Origin of the sequence: Castellaniella sp., assembly GCF_034674885.1 — a bacterium.
GTDB lineage: Bacteria > Pseudomonadota > Gammaproteobacteria > Burkholderiales > Burkholderiaceae_B > Castellaniella.
Genome location: NZ_JAUCDS010000003.1, coordinates 94,838 through 114,784, shown reverse-complemented (window position 1 = coordinate 114,784; position 19,947 = coordinate 94,838). Strand labels below are relative to the sequence as shown.

The 19,947-nt window shown below is 64.3% G+C and carries 21 protein-coding genes and 1 riboswitch; of the genes, 5 read left to right on the top strand and 16 right to left on the bottom strand.

The window, feature by feature from the left end; genetic code table 11:
• Positions 1 to 15 precede the first annotated feature (15 nt).
• On the bottom strand, positions 16 to 1,281 hold the full coding sequence (locus tag VDP74_RS03640) for an FAD/NAD(P)-binding oxidoreductase (protein ID WP_322998264.1): 1,266 nt from the start codon (positions 1,279 to 1,281) through the stop codon (positions 16 to 18).
• A gap of 170 nt (positions 1,282 to 1,451) precedes the next feature.
• Here VDP74_RS03640 and VDP74_RS03635 point away from each other — a divergent pair, with 170 nt between their 5' ends.
• Both VDP74_RS03635 and VDP74_RS03630 read left to right on the top strand, forming a co-directional pair.
• Positions 1,452 to 1,748: an acylphosphatase gene (locus VDP74_RS03635; RefSeq protein WP_322998263.1), complete on the top strand. Its 297-nt coding sequence runs from the start codon at positions 1,452 to 1,454 to the stop codon at positions 1,746 to 1,748.
• A 74-nt stretch (positions 1,749 to 1,822) separates the two neighbouring features.
• A complete protein-coding gene (locus VDP74_RS03630; protein ID WP_416232921.1) occupies positions 1,823 to 2,248 on the top strand; it encodes a DUF411 domain-containing protein in 426 nt (141 codons plus the stop codon).
• Between the two features lie 62 nt (positions 2,249 to 2,310).
• On the opposite strand, the gene VDP74_RS03625 is transcribed toward VDP74_RS03630, so the two are convergent.
• From VDP74_RS03625 to VDP74_RS03590, 8 genes are all read right to left on the bottom strand, one after another.
• Positions 2,311 to 3,663 (bottom strand): OmpA family protein, encoded by a 1,353-nt coding sequence (locus VDP74_RS03625; protein WP_322998262.1) that lies wholly within the window; start codon positions 3,661 to 3,663, stop codon positions 2,311 to 2,313.
• Entirely contained in the window at positions 3,660 to 4,469 is an 810-nt protein-coding gene (locus VDP74_RS03620; RefSeq protein ID WP_322998261.1) for a motility protein A, read from the bottom strand. Before VDP74_RS03620 ends, VDP74_RS03625 begins: the two co-directional genes overlap by 4 nt.
• Positions 4,470 to 4,656: 187 nt before the next feature.
• A complete protein-coding gene (locus tag VDP74_RS03615) occupies positions 4,657 to 5,622 on the bottom strand; it encodes a LysR substrate-binding domain-containing protein (RefSeq protein WP_322998260.1) in 966 nt (321 codons plus the stop codon).
• Positions 5,623 to 5,673: 51 nt separating this feature from the next.
• Positions 5,674 to 6,849, bottom strand: coding sequence for an ABC transporter substrate-binding protein (locus VDP74_RS03610; RefSeq protein WP_322998259.1), 1,176 nt, complete (start codon positions 6,847 to 6,849; stop codon positions 5,674 to 5,676).
• A gap of 20 nt (positions 6,850 to 6,869) precedes the next feature.
• Positions 6,870 to 8,762, bottom strand: a complete 1,893-nt coding sequence (locus tag VDP74_RS03605; protein ID WP_322998258.1) for an FAD-dependent monooxygenase — start codon at positions 8,760 to 8,762, stop codon at positions 6,870 to 6,872.
• Between the two features lie 190 nt (positions 8,763 to 8,952).
• Positions 8,953 to 9,591 (bottom strand): glutathione transferase, encoded by a 639-nt coding sequence (gene yfcF / locus VDP74_RS03600; RefSeq protein ID WP_322998257.1) that lies wholly within the window; start codon positions 9,589 to 9,591, stop codon positions 8,953 to 8,955.
• A 48-nt stretch (positions 9,592 to 9,639) separates the two neighbouring features.
• Positions 9,640 to 10,188: a sterol desaturase family protein gene (locus VDP74_RS03595; protein WP_322998256.1), complete on the bottom strand. Its 549-nt coding sequence runs from the start codon at positions 10,186 to 10,188 to the stop codon at positions 9,640 to 9,642.
• A 107-nt stretch (positions 10,189 to 10,295) separates the two neighbouring features.
• A complete protein-coding gene (locus tag VDP74_RS03590; RefSeq protein ID WP_322998255.1) occupies positions 10,296 to 10,868 on the bottom strand; it encodes a TMEM165/GDT1 family protein in 573 nt (190 codons plus the stop codon).
• 7 nt (positions 10,869 to 10,875) lie between these two features.
• Positions 10,876 to 11,053: riboswitch (yybP-ykoY riboswitch) on the bottom strand.
• A 120-nt stretch (positions 11,054 to 11,173) separates the two neighbouring features.
• Here VDP74_RS03590 and nadA point away from each other — a divergent pair.
• Together nadA and nadC are read left to right on the top strand one after the other, a co-directional pair.
• A complete protein-coding gene (gene nadA / locus VDP74_RS03585; protein ID WP_416232924.1) occupies positions 11,174 to 12,310 on the top strand; it encodes a quinolinate synthase NadA in 1,137 nt (378 codons plus the stop codon).
• On the top strand, positions 12,307 to 13,185 hold the full coding sequence (gene nadC / locus VDP74_RS03580) for a carboxylating nicotinate-nucleotide diphosphorylase (protein ID WP_322998253.1): 879 nt from the start codon (positions 12,307 to 12,309) through the stop codon (positions 13,183 to 13,185). Before nadA ends, nadC begins: the two co-directional genes overlap by 4 nt.
• 78 nt (positions 13,186 to 13,263) lie before the next feature.
• On the opposite strand, the gene nadB is transcribed toward nadC, so the two are convergent.
• Together nadB and VDP74_RS03570 are read right to left on the bottom strand one after the other, a co-directional pair.
• The gene (nadB, locus tag VDP74_RS03575; protein WP_322998252.1) at positions 13,264 to 14,901 is read right to left on the bottom strand and encodes an L-aspartate oxidase; all 1,638 of its coding nucleotides are present in this window, start codon (positions 14,899 to 14,901) and stop codon (positions 13,264 to 13,266) included.
• A 19-nt stretch (positions 14,902 to 14,920) separates the two neighbouring features.
• Complete coding sequence (locus VDP74_RS03570; protein ID WP_322998251.1) at positions 14,921 to 15,253, bottom strand: c-type cytochrome; 333 nt, start codon at positions 15,251 to 15,253, stop codon at positions 14,921 to 14,923.
• A 147-nt stretch (positions 15,254 to 15,400) separates the two neighbouring features.
• Here VDP74_RS03570 and VDP74_RS03565 point away from each other — a divergent pair, with 147 nt between their 5' ends.
• The gene (locus VDP74_RS03565; protein ID WP_322998250.1) at positions 15,401 to 15,895 is read left to right on the top strand and encodes a redoxin domain-containing protein; all 495 of its coding nucleotides are present in this window, start codon (positions 15,401 to 15,403) and stop codon (positions 15,893 to 15,895) included.
• Here the strand turns inward: VDP74_RS03565 and VDP74_RS03560 are convergent.
• From VDP74_RS03560 to VDP74_RS03540, 5 genes are all read right to left on the bottom strand, one after another.
• Positions 15,780 to 16,637 (bottom strand): slipin family protein, encoded by an 858-nt coding sequence (locus VDP74_RS03560; RefSeq protein WP_322998317.1) that lies wholly within the window; start codon positions 16,635 to 16,637, stop codon positions 15,780 to 15,782. The two genes, VDP74_RS03565 and VDP74_RS03560, sit on opposite strands and share 116 nt — an antisense overlap.
• Positions 16,637 to 16,966: an NfeD family protein gene (locus VDP74_RS03555; protein WP_322998249.1), complete on the bottom strand. Its 330-nt coding sequence runs from the start codon at positions 16,964 to 16,966 to the stop codon at positions 16,637 to 16,639. Before VDP74_RS03555 ends, VDP74_RS03560 begins: the two co-directional genes overlap by 1 nt.
• Before the next feature lie 66 nt (positions 16,967 to 17,032).
• The gene (locus VDP74_RS03550) at positions 17,033 to 17,422 is read right to left on the bottom strand and encodes a DUF488 domain-containing protein (protein WP_322998248.1); all 390 of its coding nucleotides are present in this window, start codon (positions 17,420 to 17,422) and stop codon (positions 17,033 to 17,035) included.
• Positions 17,423 to 17,425: 3 nt separating this feature from the next.
• Complete coding sequence (fumC, locus tag VDP74_RS03545) at positions 17,426 to 18,829, bottom strand: class II fumarate hydratase (protein WP_322998247.1); 1,404 nt, start codon at positions 18,827 to 18,829, stop codon at positions 17,426 to 17,428.
• 63 nt (positions 18,830 to 18,892) lie between these two features.
• Entirely contained in the window at positions 18,893 to 19,936 is a 1,044-nt protein-coding gene (locus VDP74_RS03540) for a type I glyceraldehyde-3-phosphate dehydrogenase (RefSeq protein WP_322998246.1), read from the bottom strand.
• Between the last annotated feature and the right edge of the window lie 11 nt (positions 19,937 to 19,947).

Here is a 19,947-nt window from a genome sequence, read left to right as displayed (position 1 = left end):
TACCATTAACGCCGATCAGGGTTGTACCGAAGGCGCGCCGGCCGGAAACGCCCGTGATTTGTGCGTGACCGGCAGGCCCCGCCCCTTGATCAGGATGTTCCAGTAGAACCAGGGCAGGAAGGATCGCTTCAGCCACCAGTAGAAGCGTCGCGGCACGCGCGGATCCAGCGGCAGGCTGGGCGTGATCGTGCCGCCATAGGTGAATTCGGCCAGCAGCACCCTGCCGCGCGACGTGGTCAGGGGGCAGGCGGCGTAGCCGTCGTAGGACTCCACGTTGCCCGCGCCGCGCAGGGCGCCCAGCAGATTGCTGGCCAGCACCGGCGCCTGGCTCTTGATGGCGGCGGCAGTCTTGCTGTTGGGGGTCGACGTGCAGTCCCCCAGGCCGAAGACATTCGGATAACGGGGGTGGCGCAGGGTGTGCTTGTCGACTTCCAGCCAGCCGCTGGCATCCGCCAGGGGGCTTTGGCGAATGAAGTCCGGGGCGCTTTGCGGCGGCACCACGTGCAGGATGTCGTAGGGCACTTCTTCGCGCACGACCTGGCCATCCACCACGGACTCGAAAATGGCGATCCGGTCGTGACCGCGTACCTGCACCAGCGTCTGGCCGTAGTGCGGCTCGGCGCCATAGGATGCCATGACCTTGTCCAGGGCCTGGGCGTAGAACGGGATGCCGAACACCGATGCGCCCCCCGAACGGAACTGCAGGCTGGCTGGCCGGATGCCCTGGCGACGGAAGTGGTCGGCCGCCAGGTACAGCGCCTTTTGCGGGGCGCCAGGGCATTTCACCGCGCCAGCCGGCTGGGTGAAGATGGCGTTTCCGCCCCGGAATCCGTTCACCAGTTCCCAGGTATAGGGCGCCAGGTCGTAGCGGTAGTTGCTGGTGACGCCGTCCTTGCCCAGAGATTCGGCCAAGCCTTCGATGGCGTTCCAGTTGAGCTGGATGCCCGCCGCCACGACCAGATAGTCGTAGGCCACTCGGCTGCCGTCGTCCAGTTCTACCTGGCGCTCGTCGGGCAGCAGACGAGATACGCGCTGCGCGATGTGGCGTACGCCGTCCGGCAGGCAGTCGTGCAGGTTGCGGCGCGTGTCCTCCGCCCGATAGGCGCCACCGCCCACCAGGGTCCAGGCAGGCTGGTAGTCATGGTGGCTGGACGGTTCGATGACGGCGATGTCCAGATCGGCCTGGTTGCGGCGCAGGCGGGCTGCAACGGCAGCCCCGCCGGTGCCGGCGCCCACGATGACGACGGTGTGTTGGCGAATGGACGGCGGGGTAGTGCTCATGGAGGGCCTCGAATGGGTCGGTGACGACGCCGGGCAGGCGCCACGGCAGTCAATGACGCCATTCTAGGCAGGGGGACCGGTGAAACAGAACGACGAATGGGCTATGTCCATATCACCGATCCTGACGAAAAATGGGATACTGGCGCGTTACGGACGTATCCCACCGCATCATGAAATCGCTGAATCCCGCCGACTCCGTCGAAACCCTGTCTGTCTTCATTCAAGGCAAGGTGCAGGGTGTCGGATTTCGAGCCGCCGCCGTGCGCCAGGCACATGGCCTGAAACTGGGCGGCTGGGTCCGCAACCTGCCCGACGGCCGCGTTGAGGCACTGCTGCAAGGACCCCATGGCGCCGTGGACCGGATGTTGTCCTGGTTGCTGCAGGGGCCGCCCGCCGCCCGTGTGACGGGGGTGCAGCACGAGGAAGTCCGCACTGAACGTCACTACGACCGCTTCGAACAGATCTGATTCTGTCCGGGCCAGGAACCAATCGATTCTGCCAGCGTCCAAGCAGGCACTCTTCACCACACGGAATCATGCGCATGAAATCATCTGTACTGGCCGGATTGCTGGCCGCCGGCACCCTGGGCCTGAGCCTGAACGCCATGGCGGGCGAAGCCATCACCGTCTACCAGGACCCGAACTGCGGCTGTTGTCACGGCTGGGCCGAACACATGCGCACCGAAGGCTTTGACGTACGTGAAGTGCCTTCGTCCGATATGGCGGCCGTGAAGTCCCGCCTGGGCGTACCCGTGGAATTGGCATCCTGCCATACGGCCCGGATCGAATCCAGCGGCCAGATCGTGGAAGGCCACGTCCCGGCAACTGCCGTGCGCAAGCTGCTGGCCGATCGGTCCGTGCCCGGGGTGGCGGCCCCCGGCATGCCCTTGAATGCACCTGGAATGGGCGCGCTGGACGGCAATCTGATTACTGTCGATTTCCAGGGCCAGCCATTTTCCAGAGACTGAAAAGTCCTGGCCGGCACCTGGTCCGTCAAGGCTGTGAATGCGCCGGTGATCCGAGCCGGAGGCTAGCGTCCAGGTGCAGCAGGGCGCGCGTCCGCTGCCGGTGCGCTGCGATCCTGCGGCCTGGCCGCGTCGGGCTCTGGTTTCTCGATCAGCAGTTCCACCCGCCGGTTGCGAGCGCGGCCGTCGGCGTCCTGATTGTCGGCGAGCGGCCGGGTATCGGCGTAGCCGACGGCCTTCAGGTGCGCCTTGCCAATGCCATTGGCCTGGAAATAACGGACTACGCTGCCGGCCCGGGCACTGGAGAGTTCCCAGTTCGAGGGATACCGGCCGTTGTTTCGCACGGGCACGGAATCCGTGTGGCCTTCGACTGTGATGTCGTAGCCGCCTTTTGACAGGACCCTCGCCATGCGCTTGAGCACGGCCAGGCCGTGCGCACTGAGATCGGCCTGGCCTGTGCCAAAGAGGATCTCGCTGTTGATGCGCAGGCTGACCGAGCGCTTGTTCACGATCACTTCGACTTCGCTGCCCAGATCATCCAGGGGCAGGGCGGCCGCCAGCGACTGACCTTCGGACTGCGCGTTGGCAGCCGGCTCGGCGGGTGCCGGAGGCTGCAGCGCTGCGGCAACTGCTGCAGGTTCGGAGGCGGGGCTGGCACCTGGCGCAGGCCGCGCGGAGACAGGGGGCGTCGGCGTGGGTTCCACTGCTGAGCCGGGGGCGGCAGTCGTTGGCGCCGGGTGTGAGGTCGCGGCAGCTGCCGGCGTTTCGGCGGGCACTGGAGGTGTGGCGGCCGCTGGCGCCGGCGCTGCACCCGGCGTAGCCGGCGAGGGCGTGGCAGCATCGGATTGTGGTGCAGCTGCCACCGGTGCGGGGGCTGGTTCGGCCGGGGGTTTGGGCGTCAGGTCTGCGGGGGTCGGATAGGCCGACGCCATGGCTGCCACAGCCTGAGATGGATAGGCGGACTGCTCGAAAGCGCCTGCGGGCGCCGCCGGGTAGGGGAACGCATCGTCCGGTGCGGGGATGCCGCTGGCGTGATCCGCCGCTGTCGCCCCTGCGGCGGCTGGCGCCGCAGGCAAAGGTGCTGCCGCGCCGGTTTCATCCGTGTCCCGGGTTGTGGGCTGGGAATGCAGGACCGGTTTTGCCGCTGCATCGGGATCGCGTCGCATGACGCCCCCCGAAAACGCCAGCATGACGATCATGGCGACCAGCAGCAGGGTCATCATGTCCAGGTAGGTCAGGAACCAGCCCTCCTCCTGCTGGGCCGGCGATCGGGTTTCCAGCCCCCAACGCGAGGGCGCGTCCGGGTCGGCCTTCAGGCGGCGCTGGGCCTGGCGGGCCCGTTGCAGCTCGGTTTCGAGTTCATGCATGCGCTGCACGAACTCGCGCGCTGGCTGCAGTTCCAACGGGCCGGATCTCATGAGGCCTGTTCCGTGCGCGGCACGGCTTCGCTGTCCTTGATCTCGTCGCGCACGTCGGCCACGAAGGCCTTGAGTGTTTCGCGCATCAGGGCTGGGCTGCGCTTCTGGCTCATCATGGAGATGCCCTGCATGATGGTGTTCATCAGCACCAGACGCTGTTCGGTGCGGCGTTCAAGCTTGACGGCGATGGGCTTGAACAGCAGGTTGGCCAGCAGCACCCCGTAGAAGGTCGTCATCAGGGCCAGCGCCATCTGCCGCCCGATCGCCGTGATGTCGCCATCGCCCAGCAGGAACAGCAGATTCACCAGGCCCACCAGGGTACCGACCATGCCAAAGGCCGGTGCGAAGCCCGCCATGACGCGAAACAGCTGCGCCTCGGCGTGTTCCTTGGCCTTCATGCGGGCGATGCGCCATTGCAGCAGATCCATGATGTCCTGTTCCGGGACATTGTCGATGACCAGCTGCACGCCGCTGCGCAAGAATGGATTGGAGACTTTTTCCAGTGCCTGTTCGACGGCCCGGATATCGCTTTGCATCCAGATCTTGGAAATCTGAACCAGGTCTTCGAGGTCGCGGTCCACGTGCAGTTTCTCGTGGTGCACGACGCTGCGGATCAGGCCGAAGACGCGCATGACTTCGCGTAGCGGGTAGGCGATGAAAGTAGCCGCAGCCGTGCCCAGCAACACGATGCCCAGGCCGGGCATGTCGACGAACAGTTTCGGGTCTTCGGCGGAAAACACCAGCACGACGGCCAGCAGCAGAATGCTGGCGACGATGCCGATCAGGGTCGAGGGATTCATGCGCATGACGGTGAGCAGGTCCGCAGGTGGACAGGAAGATGTAGCATCTTACCTTGATCCGTCCTGATGTCGGGGTTGGGCCAAAAGCCTGGGCAAGGCTCTTGCCGATGCCGCTCTCTCCATCCTCTTTAGTTCGCATAATGTGTATTATGTAAAGTCAAAGAACCTTCGGCAACCATCTATCTGTTCGGCCTCAGGAAGCCTGTCCCGCCTGTGATGCCGTCTTGCCCTTGCTCTTGCCCGCCTCGATCACCCAGCGGATGCATTCGAGGGCCTGCTCCACCGATTTCGGCAGCAACTCGTTTTTACGCCAGTACAGCGACACCGAACCGGAACCCTGCAGCGTCAATGGCAGGATCCGCAGCATGTCCATGCCCGACAACATCTGCGCGGACCGATGTGATGCCACGCCGATGATGTCGCTGTTGTTCAGCAGCGTGACATTGGCGATCACGGAATTGGATTCGATGTAGTTGGCCGGCAATTGGTAGCCGGCGACCGCTAGTGCGTCTTCAAGCGCCTTGCGGATCGGCGAGCCCTTGGGCCAGACAATCCATTGGTAGCGCAGGACGTCGGCCCAATCGACCCTGGGTTGCAGCAGCAGCGGATGCCGACACTGCACCACCAGATCAACGGGCTCGGTGTAGAGGACTTCGGTATTGAAGGCCGGCAGGTTCCCGGGCACGTCGACCGTGCGCCCCAGGACGATGTCCAGGTCGCCTTGGGCCAGCAGTCCCAGAAGCAGGTCCATGGAACCTTCCATGAGGTCGATGCGCAGCCCCGGCATGCGTGCCGTCATCTCCAGAACCGACAAGGGGCCGGCTTCCGTGGCCGCCACGCCCGATGCGCCCAGCGCGATGTGCCCTGCTCCGCCTTCGCTGAGGATCTTCATCTCGGCTGCGGCGCGATCCAGGGTGGCCTCGACGCGCCTGGCGTAGCCGATCAGCACCTGTCCATGGATCGTGGGCACCAGCCCGCGTGCGTGCCGGTCGAACAGGGTCAGGCCGATGTCGTGTTCCAGATCCTTGAGCCATTTCGACAGCGCGGGCTGCGTCGTGTGCAGCGCCGCCGCCGAATGGCTCAGGTTGCGCGTCTGCGCCAGACTGAGCAGGAAGCGCAGGTGGCGCAGGCGGACGCGGTCGGTCCAGTCAGTGCTCATGGCGGCTCGTCGTGCCGGATGACGCTGCCCAATGGGTTGCTCGTGGGCTCATCAGCCTTGCTTCCCCGGATCCTTCACAGCCTTGATGGTGTCGAATTCGACGTTCTGCAAGACTCCGTTGACGCGTTCGAGCTTACGGATGTATTCGTTCTGCACGATGTCGCGGGTCTCTGGGTCGATTTCCACGGGGCCGCGCGGGCTCATCCACTTCATGCCCTTGACCGCCGCCATGAAGGCATCGCCGCTGGCATCCCCACCGGTTTTTTCCAAGGCCTTGTAGATCAGTTGCATGCCGTCGTAACCGCCAATGGACATGAAGTTCGGTGCGTCGCCCGGGAAGCTCTTGGCATAGGCCGCCACAAAGGCCTTGTTTTCCGGCGAGTCGTGGGCGGCTGAATAATGGAATGCCGTGATCATGCCCAGGGCGGAATCGCCCAGTGCCGGCAGCGAATTTTCATCCGTCATGTCACCCGGCCCGATTTCCTTGATGCCCAGTTTGTCCAGCCCCAGTTCCCGGAAATTCTTCACCAGCGAGACCATGGAACTGCCGGGCGGGACGAAGAAGAAGAGCGCGTCGGGCTTGGCGTCCTTCACGCGCTGCAGGAAGGGCGAGTAGTCCGCCGTGTTGACCGGCGTACGAACTTCGCCGACGATCTTGCCGCCCAGCGAGGAGAAGGTCTTCTTGAACTGATCCTGGGCGTCGTGGCCGGGGCCGTAATCAGCCACCAGAATGTAGGCCGAATGGATATTGTTCTGGTAGGCCCACTTGGCCATGGCCCAGGAGCTCTGTGGCAGCGTCATCGACACGCGGGCGATGTAGGGCGATTTCTCGGTGATGGACGAAGTGGCCGCGTTCATGATGATCATCGGGACCTTGGCCTCGGTAGCCAGAGACGCCGCAGCAAAGGCATTGGGGGTCAGATCGAACCCCGCGAGGATGTCGACCTTGTCCTTGATCAGCAGTTCCTGGGCCTGGCGTTTGGCCACGGCGGGCGCAATGCCGGTGTCGTCCTTGACGATCAGGGTGATCTTGCGCCCTGCCACCGTGTCGCCATGTTCGGTCATGTACAGATGGACACCGTTCTGGATCTGCCTGCCATAGTCCGAGAACGGGCCGGAAACCGACAGGACCAGACCGACCTTGAGCTCTTTCGCCTGGACGACACCAGCCATCAGTGCCGCGCCCATCGACAGGGCGACGGCGCCCAGCGTGATCTTCAATTTCATAGTCTCTCTCCTTTGTATTTTCAACGTTGAGGTACAGCGAATGTTCCGATGAATGCCGCCAGGCGATCCATGGCGTCCAGCGGCAGCACCTGGGCGACATACTGATCCGGGCGCACCAGGACCAGCGCGCCGCGCCGGTCGACACCGCGCAGATCGAAGATGTCGATGTCCGGCAGCGCCGCGTAGATGTTCTCGACGTCGGCCAGGCGATAGGGGCCCATGCGCGGGATGAAGCCCACAGGCACCTGTCCGATATCGATCTGCGTGTGGTCCTGTTGATAGATGACCTTCACGTCGAATCGAGCGTTGTCATCGGCCCCGGCCGGCGTGTGGCGGCGCAGCGGTGATTCGGGAGATTCCGTCAGCCAACGCCCCAGCGCGGCGGTGGGCGAGGCCACGCCTGGCGCAGCCGAATCCGCAAACACGTACAGGCGCCAGCGGCCATCCGCTTTGGCCTCGTGCCCCAGGTGCCGGCGATTGGCGTCTGCAACCCGCATGACTTCGGCCGACCAGAAGCGTTTGCCGATGGGGAAACCTGTGGCCAGCGCCTGATCGTCGGGACGCGCCGTGATCATGGATGGCGCGTACTGGGTCATGAAGCCCTGAGCGAATTCGGTGATCCGCAGATAGGCGTCTTCGAATTCCGCCTGGCTGGCGAAATCCTCGGGTGCCTTTGCCATCTGGGCTGCCCAGAGCTTGTCCTGATCGATCAGGTCCCGGCCGATTTGCTGGCGTTCCGTTGCGTAGGTGGCCAGCAGCGACTCGGGGCTGCGTCCCTCCAGGACGTGGCCCAGCTTCCAGCCCAGGTTGAAGCCATCCTGCATGGACGCATTGGTCCCCTGCCCGGCCTTGGCGCTGTGAGTGTGGGCCGCATCGCCGGCGATGAACACCCGGGGCGTGCGCAGGCCGACCTGATCCTGGGGCACGTCATCGAAGCGCTCGCACAACCTGTGTCCGACTTCGTAGACGCTGTACCAGGCCACGTGACGTACGTCCAGCCGATAGGGATGAAAGATCTGCTGTGCCCGAGCGATGGTCTGCTCGACCGGGGTGCGGCGAACAGCGCCCTTGTCGCCGGCTGCGACGTCTCCCAGATCGACGTACAGCCGAAACAGAAAGCCGCCCTCGCGCGGGATCAGCAGGATGTTGCCGTGGGATTCCGACTGGATGGCGCATTTCACGCGGACGTCCGGGAAATCCGTCTCCGCCAGGATATCCAGCACGCCCCAGGCGTGATTGGCGGATTCACCGTGCAACGGCAGGCCCAGGGCCTTGCGCACGCCGCTGTGCGCGCCGTCCGACCCAATCACGTACCGGGCGCGGATCCTGCGTTCCTGTCCGGCTTTCGGGCCCGTGCTGTAGGCGAGCCTGACCTCGACCGGGTGATCGCCCGAGGGGGCGATGTCCAGCCCCTGGAACTCCAGGCCGTAGTCCGGCTTCATGCGCGTGGGCGCATAGGCCATGAATTCGGCAAAATAATCCAGCACCCGGGCGTGATTGACCGTCAGGTGCGGGTATTCGCTGACCTGCCTGGGGTCCTCGTCCAGGCGCGACACGCGCCGGATGTTTGTCGGGGTCTCGGGGTCCGGTTTCCAGAAGGCCGTCTCCGTGATGTGGCAGGCCTCAGCCATCAGGCGTTCCGCGAAGCCAAAGGCATCGAAGGTTTCCAGGCTGCGCTTTTGCATGCCGTCGGCCAGCCCGACTTCCAGCCGGGAGGCCCGGCGATCGATGATGCGTGTCGTGACCCCGGGAAACTGCGACAGCTGGGCAGCGGCGATCATGCCTGCCGGGCCGGCCCCGACGATCAGCACGTCGACGGTGTCTGGCAGATCTTCAGGCCGGTCGATGCCGACGCCCGCCGCATCCTGTATGCGCGGGTCGCGGGATACGTATTCGTGGTGGTGGTACTTCATGCAGTCTCCTGATTCCTGATCGCCAAGGTCGGCGCGGGCTGCGGAGCGCTGCGGAGCCATCCGCAACGCCCTCGCCCAGCCTCGGACTGCTGAGTAGTGTATGGACAAAAAGTCCGAATATTATACTTTTAGAGATGAAATATTCTTATTATCGATATGAAAAAATGTATACCTGGCATGCCTGGGGCACTCAGGTCTGCTGCCGCTCGTGAAAGCCGACCCAGCGTTGAACGGACGATCGGCCCCACTGCTCGTGGACATAGCCCGCCAGGTGGCTGGGAACCGGATCCCCGCAGGCGACCAGACGGTGCAGCATGAAAGCAAGCTCGAAATCGGCGACGCACCAGGCGCCAAACAGGTGTTTTCCTGTCGATGGCACCAGTCGCCCGGCCACGGACAGCAGTTTCTCGGCGGCCTGCCCGCCGGCGGCAGTCAGCGGCGGCAAGGGCTGGGACGGCCGGGTGAAAAGGTTTTCGGATGAGCGCTCCTGGCGCAGCGCTGCCAGGTCGGTGCGCACCCAGGCCTGGATCTGGCGCGCGCGTGCCCGCTGGCGCGCGTCCCGGGGATACAGCGCGGGGCCGGGAAAGGCCTCGTCCACGTACTCGATGATGGCCGATGATTCGGCCAGGGCGAAATCCCCCTGGACCAGGGCCGGCACCTTGCCGGTCAGAGACAGGTCGACGTATCCAGGCGCGCGCTGATCACCCCGCCCCAGGTCGACCGGAGTCATTTCAAAAGGCACGCCCTTTTCCGCCAGCGCAACGAACACCGACATGGCGTAGGGGCTGATGAAACGGGAATCGGTATACAGCATGAGGGGGGCGGACATGGGGTGGGCTCCTGGGCGATGAGAATGGGGGATCTGTGGAAAGGACGGTCAGCGATTCCGGTCCGTCAAGAATACTCGATCCCAGAACGATGTCGTCACCCCGTACCAGCCGTGAGCGCCGGGCCGGTGGTGCAGCGCGTGATCTCGTTTGCGCGCGTACATCCAGGATCCGGGGGCTGCCTTCCAGTGGTGCGTGGCATGGTGGACGAGCACGTAGAGCAGGTATCCCGCAGCCACCCCCAGGGTGGCCGACAGGCCGATCCAGCGACCCAGGGTCAAAGACAGGGGCCAGAGGACCAGCAGCCCCATCAGGGACAGGCTGACCACCGTAGATGTGCCGATCAGAGCGAAGGGCCGCTGGTGATGGATTTCATGCCAGCGCCTGAAGGGCTGCACGCCGTGCAGTACGAACCGGTGCAGGCAATACTCGATCAGGGTCCAGGTCAGGAAACCCAGAACCGCTGCCAGCAACAGCACCCAGCCGGGGCCGGCTCCCTGCCACAGCAGCATCCCCGTTCCGACGGCGAGCGCCGCCGGATACAGAACGAAATCCGCAAAATACCAGACAGGGGACTGTTCCAGCCTGAAGAGTGTCATGGCGAATCCGTATTCGGTTGGCTATCACCAGTATAGACATTCTCCTGGGGAAATCCCTAATCTCCGATATGCCCGAGCAGGTATGGCCGGCGGGATTTCCGTGTACTTCAGGACAGCCAGCCCGCCGCGTTCAGCAAGGTACCGATCCCGATGACAGCAAACAGTCCTGCGGCAGCCCCGTGTACCCATTTCAGCGGCAGCTTGCTGGCGGCCTTGTCGCCCAGGTAGACGGCCGGGACGTTGGCCAACATCATGCCCAGTGTGCTGCCAGCCACGACCGCCAGCAGACTGTCGAAGCGCGCCGCCAGGGCGATGGTCGCGATCTGGGTCTTGTCGCCCATTTCAGCCAGAAAGAACAGCACGATGGTGGTGGTCAGCACTCCCATGCCGTGCAGAGGCTTGGGTGTGTCGTCCAGCTTGTCGGGAATCAGCAGCCAGCCGGCCATCAGCAGGAAGGAAATGCCCAGTATCCATTGCAGGGTTGTCGGGTGCAGCAGATCGGCTACCGCAATGCCGACGGCCCCCGCCAACGCGTGATTGACCAGGGTGGCGATCAGGATGCCCAGACAGATGAGGCCGGGACGATGGTAGCGGGCCGCCAGCACCATCGCCAGCAATTGGGTCTTGTCGCCGATTTCGCCCAGAGCGACGACGCCGACAGAGATCAGGAATGCGTTCATGGAATGGATATCGGGGGCTGGCGCGACCACGTCTGCCGTCGGCCCCTTGCGACGGGAAACGCAGTCAGCGGTCTTGCCAGGCCATCGATGGCTGCCGGTGCCATGGTCGGACGACCAAGCGTGTTGACATCGGCTTCGGATGCGCCGCAATGGCGCCCGATCGGCTACTCCCCGGTGACGGGTGCGAAATTATAACCACCGCGACCGAAAAGCTCCAGTCCAAGGGGATGCAAGCGGCATACGCCATGGCTTTGGCGTATGATTCCCCGGTTCATCCTGTCTCTCTTCAAGCCCCCATTCTCATGATGTCTCCAGGTACCCGAATCGTCGAATTCGACCGCCCGGACATGGCCAGCGGAACTCTCAGCCCGGCGCAAGCCTGGGCGCGAGTCAATCCGCCCGTGTCCGCCGAGGAACGCGCCTTCCAGAAAGCCCGCATCCGCGCCCTGCTGGCGTCACGAGATGCCGTGTTGGTGGCCCACTATTACGTGGATGCAGACATCCAGGACCTGGCCGAGGAAACCGGTGGTTGTGTGTCAGATTCACTGGAGATGGCCCGATTCGGGCGCGATCACAGCGCCCAGACCCTGGTGGTGTCGGGCGTACGTTTCATGGGCGAGACCGCGAAGATACTGAGCCCTGAAAAACGCATCCTGATGCCCGACCTGGACGCAACCTGTTCGCTGGACCTGGGCTGCGATCCGGTTGCCTTCGCTCAATTTCGCGCCCAGCACCCCGATCGTACGGTGGTCGTCTACGCGAACACCAGCGCGGCGATCAAGGCCCAGGCCGACTGGATGGTGACCTCCTCGATCGGCCTGGAGATCGTGGCCGACCTGCATCGCCAGGGGAAAAAGATTCTCTGGGCGCCCGATCGCCACCTGGGGTCCTACATCCAGCGCGAGACCGGCGCGGACATGGTGCTGTGGCAGGGCTCGTGCACCGTGCATGACGAGTTCAAGGGCATCGAACTGGATCTCATGCGCAAGGAACACCCGGGCGCCCTGGTCCTGGTGCACCCGGAATCCCCGGCCTCGGTGGTCAGCCAGGCGGACGTGGTCGGGTCCACGTCGCGGCTGCTCGCCGCCGTCACGGAATCCTCCGCCATGACCTTCATCGTGGCCACCGACCAGGGGCTGCTGCACAAAATGCGCCTGGCCGCGCCTGAAAAGACCTTCATCGCCGCCCCCACGGCCGGCGAATCCGCCACCTGCAAAAGCTGCGCGCATTGTCCCTGGATGGCCATGAATTCCCTGAAGGGAATTGCCGACGCCCTGGAATTCGGCCGCAACGAAGTTCATCTGGATCCGGCACTGGGCCGTCAGGCGAAAATCTGCATCGACCGAATGCTGGATTTCGCCGCTGCACGTCGCCGCCCGGTGCGCCCCAGCGCCGATCTGGCCCAGGAACAGGCGTTGTTCGCCAAGGTCGGCCCCGCATGAGCAGCCGTCCGCCCTCTACCCTTCGCAATCCTCACGCGCCCTTCTCCCCCGCCCTGCAGGCGGCGTTCGATGCCCACATCGACCAGGCGCTGGCCGAGGACATCGGCACGGGCGACGTCACGGGCCTGCTGATCCCGGATCAGCAAGTCGAATCGGCCCGCGTCATCGTACGAGAACCCGCTGTGCTGTGTGGCGCCCCCTGGTTCGAGGCCGTCATGCACCGGGTCGATGACCGGGTCCTGCTGGACTGGGCATACGCAGAGGGTGATTGGATGGAACCCGATTCCGTCGTCTGCCGGCTGCACGGCCCGGCACGCGCCCTGCTGACGGCCGAGCGCACGGCCCTGAATTTCCTGCAGCTGTTTTCCGGCGTGGCCACGGCGACCCGCCGCTATGCGGACCTGGTCAGCGGCACTCGCGCTGCCGTCCTGGATACCCGCAAGACCCTGCCCGGCCTGCGTCTGGGGCAGAAATACGCGGTCCGGGTGGGCGGTGGCCGGAATCAGCGGCTGGCGCTGTACGATGGCGTCCTGATCAAGGAAAACCACATCGCCGCCGCAGGGGGCATCGCGCCTGCGCTGCAGGCCGCACACGCCTTGCCTTACGACGTCCCCGTGCAGATCGAGGTCGAGAGCCTGGACGAACTGCGTCAGGCGCTGGATGCCGGGGCGGCATCCATCCTGCTGGATAACTTCAGCCTGGATGATCTGCGCGACGCCGTCGTGCTGACAGCAGGGCGAGCGCTGCTCGAAGCCTCCGGCGGCATCACGCACGAAACCGTGCGGGCCATTGCCCTGACCGGAGTCGACCGGATCTCGGTCGGCAGCCTGACCAAGGACATCAAGGCCGTGGATTATTCGATGCGGATACTCTGATCCTGAAGCCTGTAGCCGGCGGCATGCTTCCGCCCACCCCGCGTTCGGGCCCGCTCATTGCAGCGGGCCCGAACGTTTTCAGCGGAAACCGGCATCAGGCGTCATGACGGTGGGCAGCGCGCGTGGCAGCGTCCAGGGGAAATCCTGGCAGTAGTGCAGGCCCCGGCTTTCCTTGCGCGACAAGGCGGCGGCCACCACCAGAGCCGCGACCTGGATCAGGTTGCGGCATTCCAGCAGGTCGCTGGTGACGCGATATTCCTGGTAGTAGGCCTCGATTTCCTGTTCCAGCAGGCTGATGCGCTGGCGTGCGCGACCGAGGCGTTTCTGCGTGCGCACGATACCGACGTAGTTGGACATGAGGCGTCGGACTTCGTCCCAGGCGTGCGTGACCAGCACGGCCTCGGCCCCGTCGCGGGCGCGGCTGTCGTCCCAGTCCGGCACCCGTTGCCCCGACATCGGCGCGGGCGCAGGCTGCGCATCGATATCGTGCGCCGCATTGCGGCCGATCACCAGACATTCCAGCAGGGAATTGCTGGCCAGGCGGTTGGCGCCATGCAGGCCGGTATAGGCGGTTTCCCCTACGGCGTACAGGCCCGGGATGTCGGTGCGACCGTTCAGGTCGATCACGACCCCGCCGCAAGTGAAATGCATGGCCGGCACGACCGGGATCGGTTCGCGTGTCATGTCGATGCCGAATTCCAGGCAGCGTGCGTGGATCGTGGGGAAATGTTCGCGGATGAATTCAGGCGACCGGTGGCTGATGTCCAGTTCCACGTGTGTCAGGCCGCGTTTCTTGATCTCGAAATCGATGGCGCGGGCAACCACATCGCGCGGAGCCAGTTCCAGGCGCTCGTCGTGCCATTGCATGAAGCGTTCGCCGGCCTGGGCACCGGCGGCCGCCGGCAGGCGCAGGACACCGCCCTCGCCGCGCACGGCCTCGGAAATCAGGAAGGATTTGGCCTGGGGATGGTACATGCAGGTGGGATGGAACTGCATGAATTCCATATTGGCCACCCGACAGCCCGCCCGCCAGGCCATGGCGATGCCGTCGCCTGTCGAGGTGTCGGGATTGCTGGTGTGCAGGTAGACCTTGCCCGCGCCACCCGTGGCCAGCACGACCTGGCCGGCCAGAAGAGTGCGCACCTGATCGCCGCGTTCATCGTAGACATAAGCGCCCAGGCAGCGAGCGGGTGCGTCGGGCATGGCCGAGCCGTGAGGCTCCAGGATGCGGCTGGTGATCAGTTCGACCCCGGAATGATGTTCCAGCAGCGTGATGTTGTGATGCGCCCGCACCTGCTGTTCCAGCGTCAACTGCACCAGGTGGCCGGTTTCGTCGGCAGCGTGGATGATGCGCCGCTGGCTGTGGCCACCTTCGCGGGTCAGGTGAAAGCCCAGTTCCGCCCCCTGGTCGGGGGTGAAGGGCACGCCCAGCTTGATCAACCAGTCGATGGCGGAAGGCCCTTGTTCGACGATGTGCCGCGTTGCCTGCACATCGCACAGGCCGGCTCCGGCCACCTGGGTGTCGGCCATGTGTTCGTCGTGGCTGTCCTGGGAATCCAGCACGGCGGCGATGCCGCCCTGGGCCCAGTTGCTGGCGCCATCCAGCAAGGCCTTTTTCGACAGCACGGCTACCTTTTTATCCGCCGCCAGGTGCAAGGCGACGGTCAGGCCCGCCAGGCCACTGCCGATGATCAGTACATCGTAGTGCGGATTCACCCAGGTGCTCCGGCGCCGATCAGTGCGCCGCGCCGGCGACGAGCCATTCGACCACGGTCTGGATGTCCGCATCGGAAATGCCGGCGTTGGGCGGCATGGGGATGGGGCCGTAATTGCCCGTGCTGCCTTCCTTGATGTGCTTGGTCAGGATGGCTGCGGCATCTGCCTGGCCTTTGTGTTTGGCAGCGACTTCGTCATAGGATGGCCCGATGACCTTTTTATCGACGGCGTGGCACGCCAGACAGGCATTCTTCGTGAGAATGTCCTTGACTTGAGCGTAATCCGGCGCTGCGTGGGCAAGCTGCCCCAGGGCCAGCAAGGGAATGCACAAAGCCAGTGCAGACAGTTTCATGAGTCAATCTCCAGTGTGCGGAAAAGAGGATTTGGGGCCTTATTACACCATGGCCGACCGTCGAATGTGGGAATACCGCCAAACATTGTAGGCCTTCCCTATTGCCCACGGGCGGGCCTATGATGGGGCTTGGCGCACTGGAAGGACATGGCGATGATCACGGGCGATCTGGCCCCCGCATGGGATGTGGAAAGCTGGCTGAATACCGATGCCCCGCTGTCGCTGGAAGACTTGCGCGGGTCAGTCGTGGTCGTCCATGCCTTTCAGATGCTGTGCCCGGGATGCGTGTCGCACGGCATCCCTCAGGCCAAATCCATCCATCAGGCTTTTCCGCCGGGACGGGTGCAGGTCATCGGCTTGCACACGGTCTTCGAGCATCACGCCGCCATGGGCGAAGTCGCCCTGCGGGCCTTCCTGCACGAATACCGTATCCATTTCCCGGTGGGCATCGATCGCCCGGACCCCCGGGGCAACCCCATTCCGCTGACCATGCAGGCCTGGCGCATGCAGGGCACCCCCACCCTCTTCATTCTGGACGAACAGGGCCGGATCCGGTTGCATCACTTTGGTCAGCTGGACGATCTGCGGGTGGGCGCGGCGATAGGCCAGTTGCTGGCGGAGTCGGACGCGTCTGCCCGATAAATCCGGCCAGCAGATCAATGGGGATCGGGAACACCAGCGTGGACGATTTGTCGCCCGCCACCTGCGTCAGGGTTTCCAGATATCGCAGCTGCATCGAGGACGGTTCCCGGGCCAGGGTATGGGCGGCTTCTGCCAGGGCCTGAGCGGCCTGACGCTCGCCTTCTGCGTGAATGACCTTGGCGCGCCGGTCACGCTCGGCTTCGGCCTGGCGCGCCATGGCGCGCACCATGGTTTCGTTCAGATCGATATGCTTGATCTCGACGTTGGTGACCTTGATGCCCCAGCCATCGGTCTGGGCATCCAGGATCGTCTGCACGTCCAGGTTCAGCTTTTCGCGTTCCGACAGCATTTCATCGAGTTCATGTTTGCCCAGGACTGCCCGCAGAGTGGTCTGCGCCAGTTGGCTGGTGGCTTCCAGGAAGTGTTCCACCTGGATGATGGCCTTGCCGGGGTCGACCACCCGGAAATACACCACGGCATTGACCTGCACCGAAACGTTGTCGCGGGAAATCACGTCCTGGGGCGGAATATCCATAGTGATCACGCGCATGTCTACGCGCACAATCTGCTGCAGGAACGGGATGACGATGATCAGGCCAGGGCCTTTCGCCCCCGTGAAGCGCCCCAGCGTGAAGACGACGGCCCGCTCGTATTCGCGCAGGATGTGAAAGAGCTTGAAGAGCACCAGCAGCAGAAAGATCAGTACGATCAGGCTGACACCGGAGCCCAGATCCAGAAACATCATGTGGATTCTCCTAAGGAAACATCGTGGTTCGTCACTGGTTCCACTTGCAGCGTCAGGCCTTGAGCCTGCATGACTCGGACGGTCTGCCCTGGATGCAGGGGGGTGGCGCAACGCACCAGCCAGATTTCGCCGCGCACCAGCGCCCGGGATCGACCCTGCGCATCGGACGGTTCGGTGACTTCGCCCAGCATGCCGGGCAGCTCTTCATTGCCCCCTTGCGCCCGACTGCGGTGAGCCTGGATGCCGATGACAACGGCCAACAGCAGCACCAGGCCCAGCAAGCCCAGGGCCCAGACCGATTGCGCCCCGAAATAGACCAACAGCATGCGTTCTCCTGCCCTGCCCGCCCCGCAGGCGGCCAGTCGATGAGTGAAGGGTGGCCGTGCGCCACCCTAGTGCGAGGCCTTGCCCCGATTGTGCCGAGCCCGATCCGTCAGCACCTGGGCCAGCACGACCGCCTGATTGTGTTCGGTATCCCGGGCGCCGTATAGCAGTGTGATCGCGCGCCCCTGGGCTGTCGACAGGATGTCGTCCATCAGATCCTGGGCGGCTTCGGACTGCAGTTCCACCACGTAATCGCGGCGAAACTGCTCCCAGCGTTCGGGTTGATGCCCGAACCATTTGCGCAGATCGGCGCTGGGCGCCAGATCCTTGCACCATCGGTCATGCTGGAACGAAGCCTTGGACAAGCCCCTGGGCCACAAGCGATCTACCAGTACGCGCAGGCCGTCGCTGTCGGCCGGCGATTCGTAAACGCGCTTGATCTGCACGGGGGTGCTCATGGTTCAGCCTTTGCTGGGATGGGTCATATCCAGGGGGACGATCCATTCATCGTACTGCGCATCCGTCAGGAAGCCCAGCGCCAGCGCGGACTGGCGCAGGGTGCTGTGCTCTTTATGGGCTTTTTTGGCGATGGCAGCCGCCTTGTCGTAGCCGATGTGGCGGTTCAGTGCCGTGACCAGCATCAGGTTCTTTTCCAGATTTTGTTCGATGCGGTCCGTGTTGGGTTCGATCCCTACGGCGCAGTGCTCGTCGAAGGACAGGCAGGCATCGGCCAGCAGGCCGATGCTCTCCAGCACGTTGTGCACCATGACGGGCTTGTAGACGTTCAGCTGGAAATTGCCCTGTGACCCTGCAAAGGCCACGGCGGCGTCGTTGCCATAGACCTGGACGCAGACCATGGTCATGGCCTCGCACTGGGTCGGGTTGACCTTGCCCGGCATGATGGACGAACCGGGCTCGTTTTCCGGGATGACCAGTTCACCGATGCCGCAGCGCGGGCCGCTGGCCAGCCAGCGCACGTCGTTGGCAATCTTCATCAAGGCGCCGGCCAGCGTGCGCAGGGCCGCCGACAGGCTGACCAGGGCATCATGGGCCGACAAGGCGAAGAACTTGTTTTCGGCGCTGCGAAATGGCAGGCCGGTGATGTCTGCGATGCGGGCGGCCGCCAATTCGCCAAAGCGCGGATGGGCGTTCAGGCCCGTGCCCACGGCCGTGCCGCCGATGGCCAGGTCGTAGACCCCGGGCAGCGCGGCCTGTACGGCATCCAGCGCGAAATCCAGTTGCGCCACCCAGGCGCTGATTTCCTGGCCCAAGGTGATGGGCGTGGCATCCTGCAGGTGGGTGCGGCCGGTCTTGACGATGCTCTGGTAGGCCTTGGCCTTGACATCCAATGTGGCGCGCAGTCTACCGACAGCCGGGAAAAAGTGCCGAGCCAGTTCGGTAGCCACGGCAATGTGCATGGCGGTCGGGAAGGTGTCATTGGACGACTGGCCGCGATTGACGTGGTCGTTGGGGTGCACCGGGGACTTGCTGCCGATGACGCCGCCCGCCAGCTCGATCGCGCGATTGGCGATGACCTCATTGGCGTTCATGTTGGACTGCGTGCCCGACCCGGTCTGGAAGACGACCAGCGGGAATTCCGCGTTCAGTTTGCCCTCGATGACTTCGTCGGCAGCGCGCACGACCAGGTTGCCGATGTCGGCCGGCAGTTCGCCCAGTTCGGCGTTGGCCTGGGCGGCGGCCTTTTTCAGCACGCCCAGCGCGTGGATGATGGGAGCCTGCCAACGGAAGCGATCCACGCCGATCGGGAAATTCTGGATGGACCGCTGCGTCTGGGCGCCCCAGTAATGCGCGGCAGGGACTTCGATCGCCCCCATGGAATCGGTTTCGGTACGGCTGTCGGCCATGATGTTGAACTCCTGTATCGTTTCGATGGAAAAACTGTCGAGCGGCTCGATCGTCGGATGGGCCTATTCGGGGCGGGCCGGCCGGAACAGGTCGGCCCAGATCCGGGCGATGTCCAGCATCCGGTTGGCAAAGCCCCATTCATTGTCGAACCACACCAGCAGATTGGCAAAATGCCCGTTGTTCACCCGCGTCTGTCCCAGGTCCAGTATCGCGGAATGCGCGTCGTGGTTGAAATCGATGGAGGCATGCGGCTGGCGGGTGCAGGCCAGCAGATGGGGACAGGACTGCGCAGCTTGCGTCAGCAAGGCGTTCAGCGCGTCGACCGAAGTCGCCTGGGCCAGATTGACGGTCAGGTCGATGGCCGAGACGTTCAGGATCGGCACTCGCACGGCCTTGGCCTGGATGCGGCCGGCCAGTTGCGGCAGCAGGCGTTCCACACCCTGGGCCAGGCCGGTCGTCACCGGCACGATGGACTGCATGGCAGACCGGGTGCGCCGCAGATCCGAATGGTGATAGCCGTCGATCATGGGCTGATCGTTCATGACGGAATGCAGCGTGGTCAGGAAGGCGCTGCGCACCCCGAGGTGACGATCCAACAGGTCCAGAACCGGCACGATGGCATTGGTTGTGCAGGATGCCGCCGATACGATCCGCTGGTCGGCTCGCAGGTCCGCGTCGTTGATGCCGTGCACGATGGTGCCGTCCACGTCGGCGGCGCTATGCCCGGGATTGGAGACCAGCAGGCGCGGGCAGCCCGCGTCCAGAAAGCCCTGCAGGCGCTCGCGCGTGCCGTAGGTGCCGGAACATTCCAGCAGCAGATCCAGGCCCAGGTCGCTCCAGGGCACCTCTGCGGGTTCCCGGGCATGGAACACCTGGATGTCCTGGCCCCGTACTCGCAGGCCACCGTCCAGCGCGCCGACTTCGCCTGGAAACACGCCGTGGGTAGAGTCGAAGCGGGTCAGGTAGGCCATGGATTCCAGATCGGCCGGCTCGTTGATGGCAACGATCTGAATGGCGTCCGGGTCGGCCGATTCCATCCAGGCGCGCAGCACGCAGCGCCCGATGCGGCCATAACCGTTGATGGCCAGTCGTAAAGGCAATGACATGGGGTCTCTAT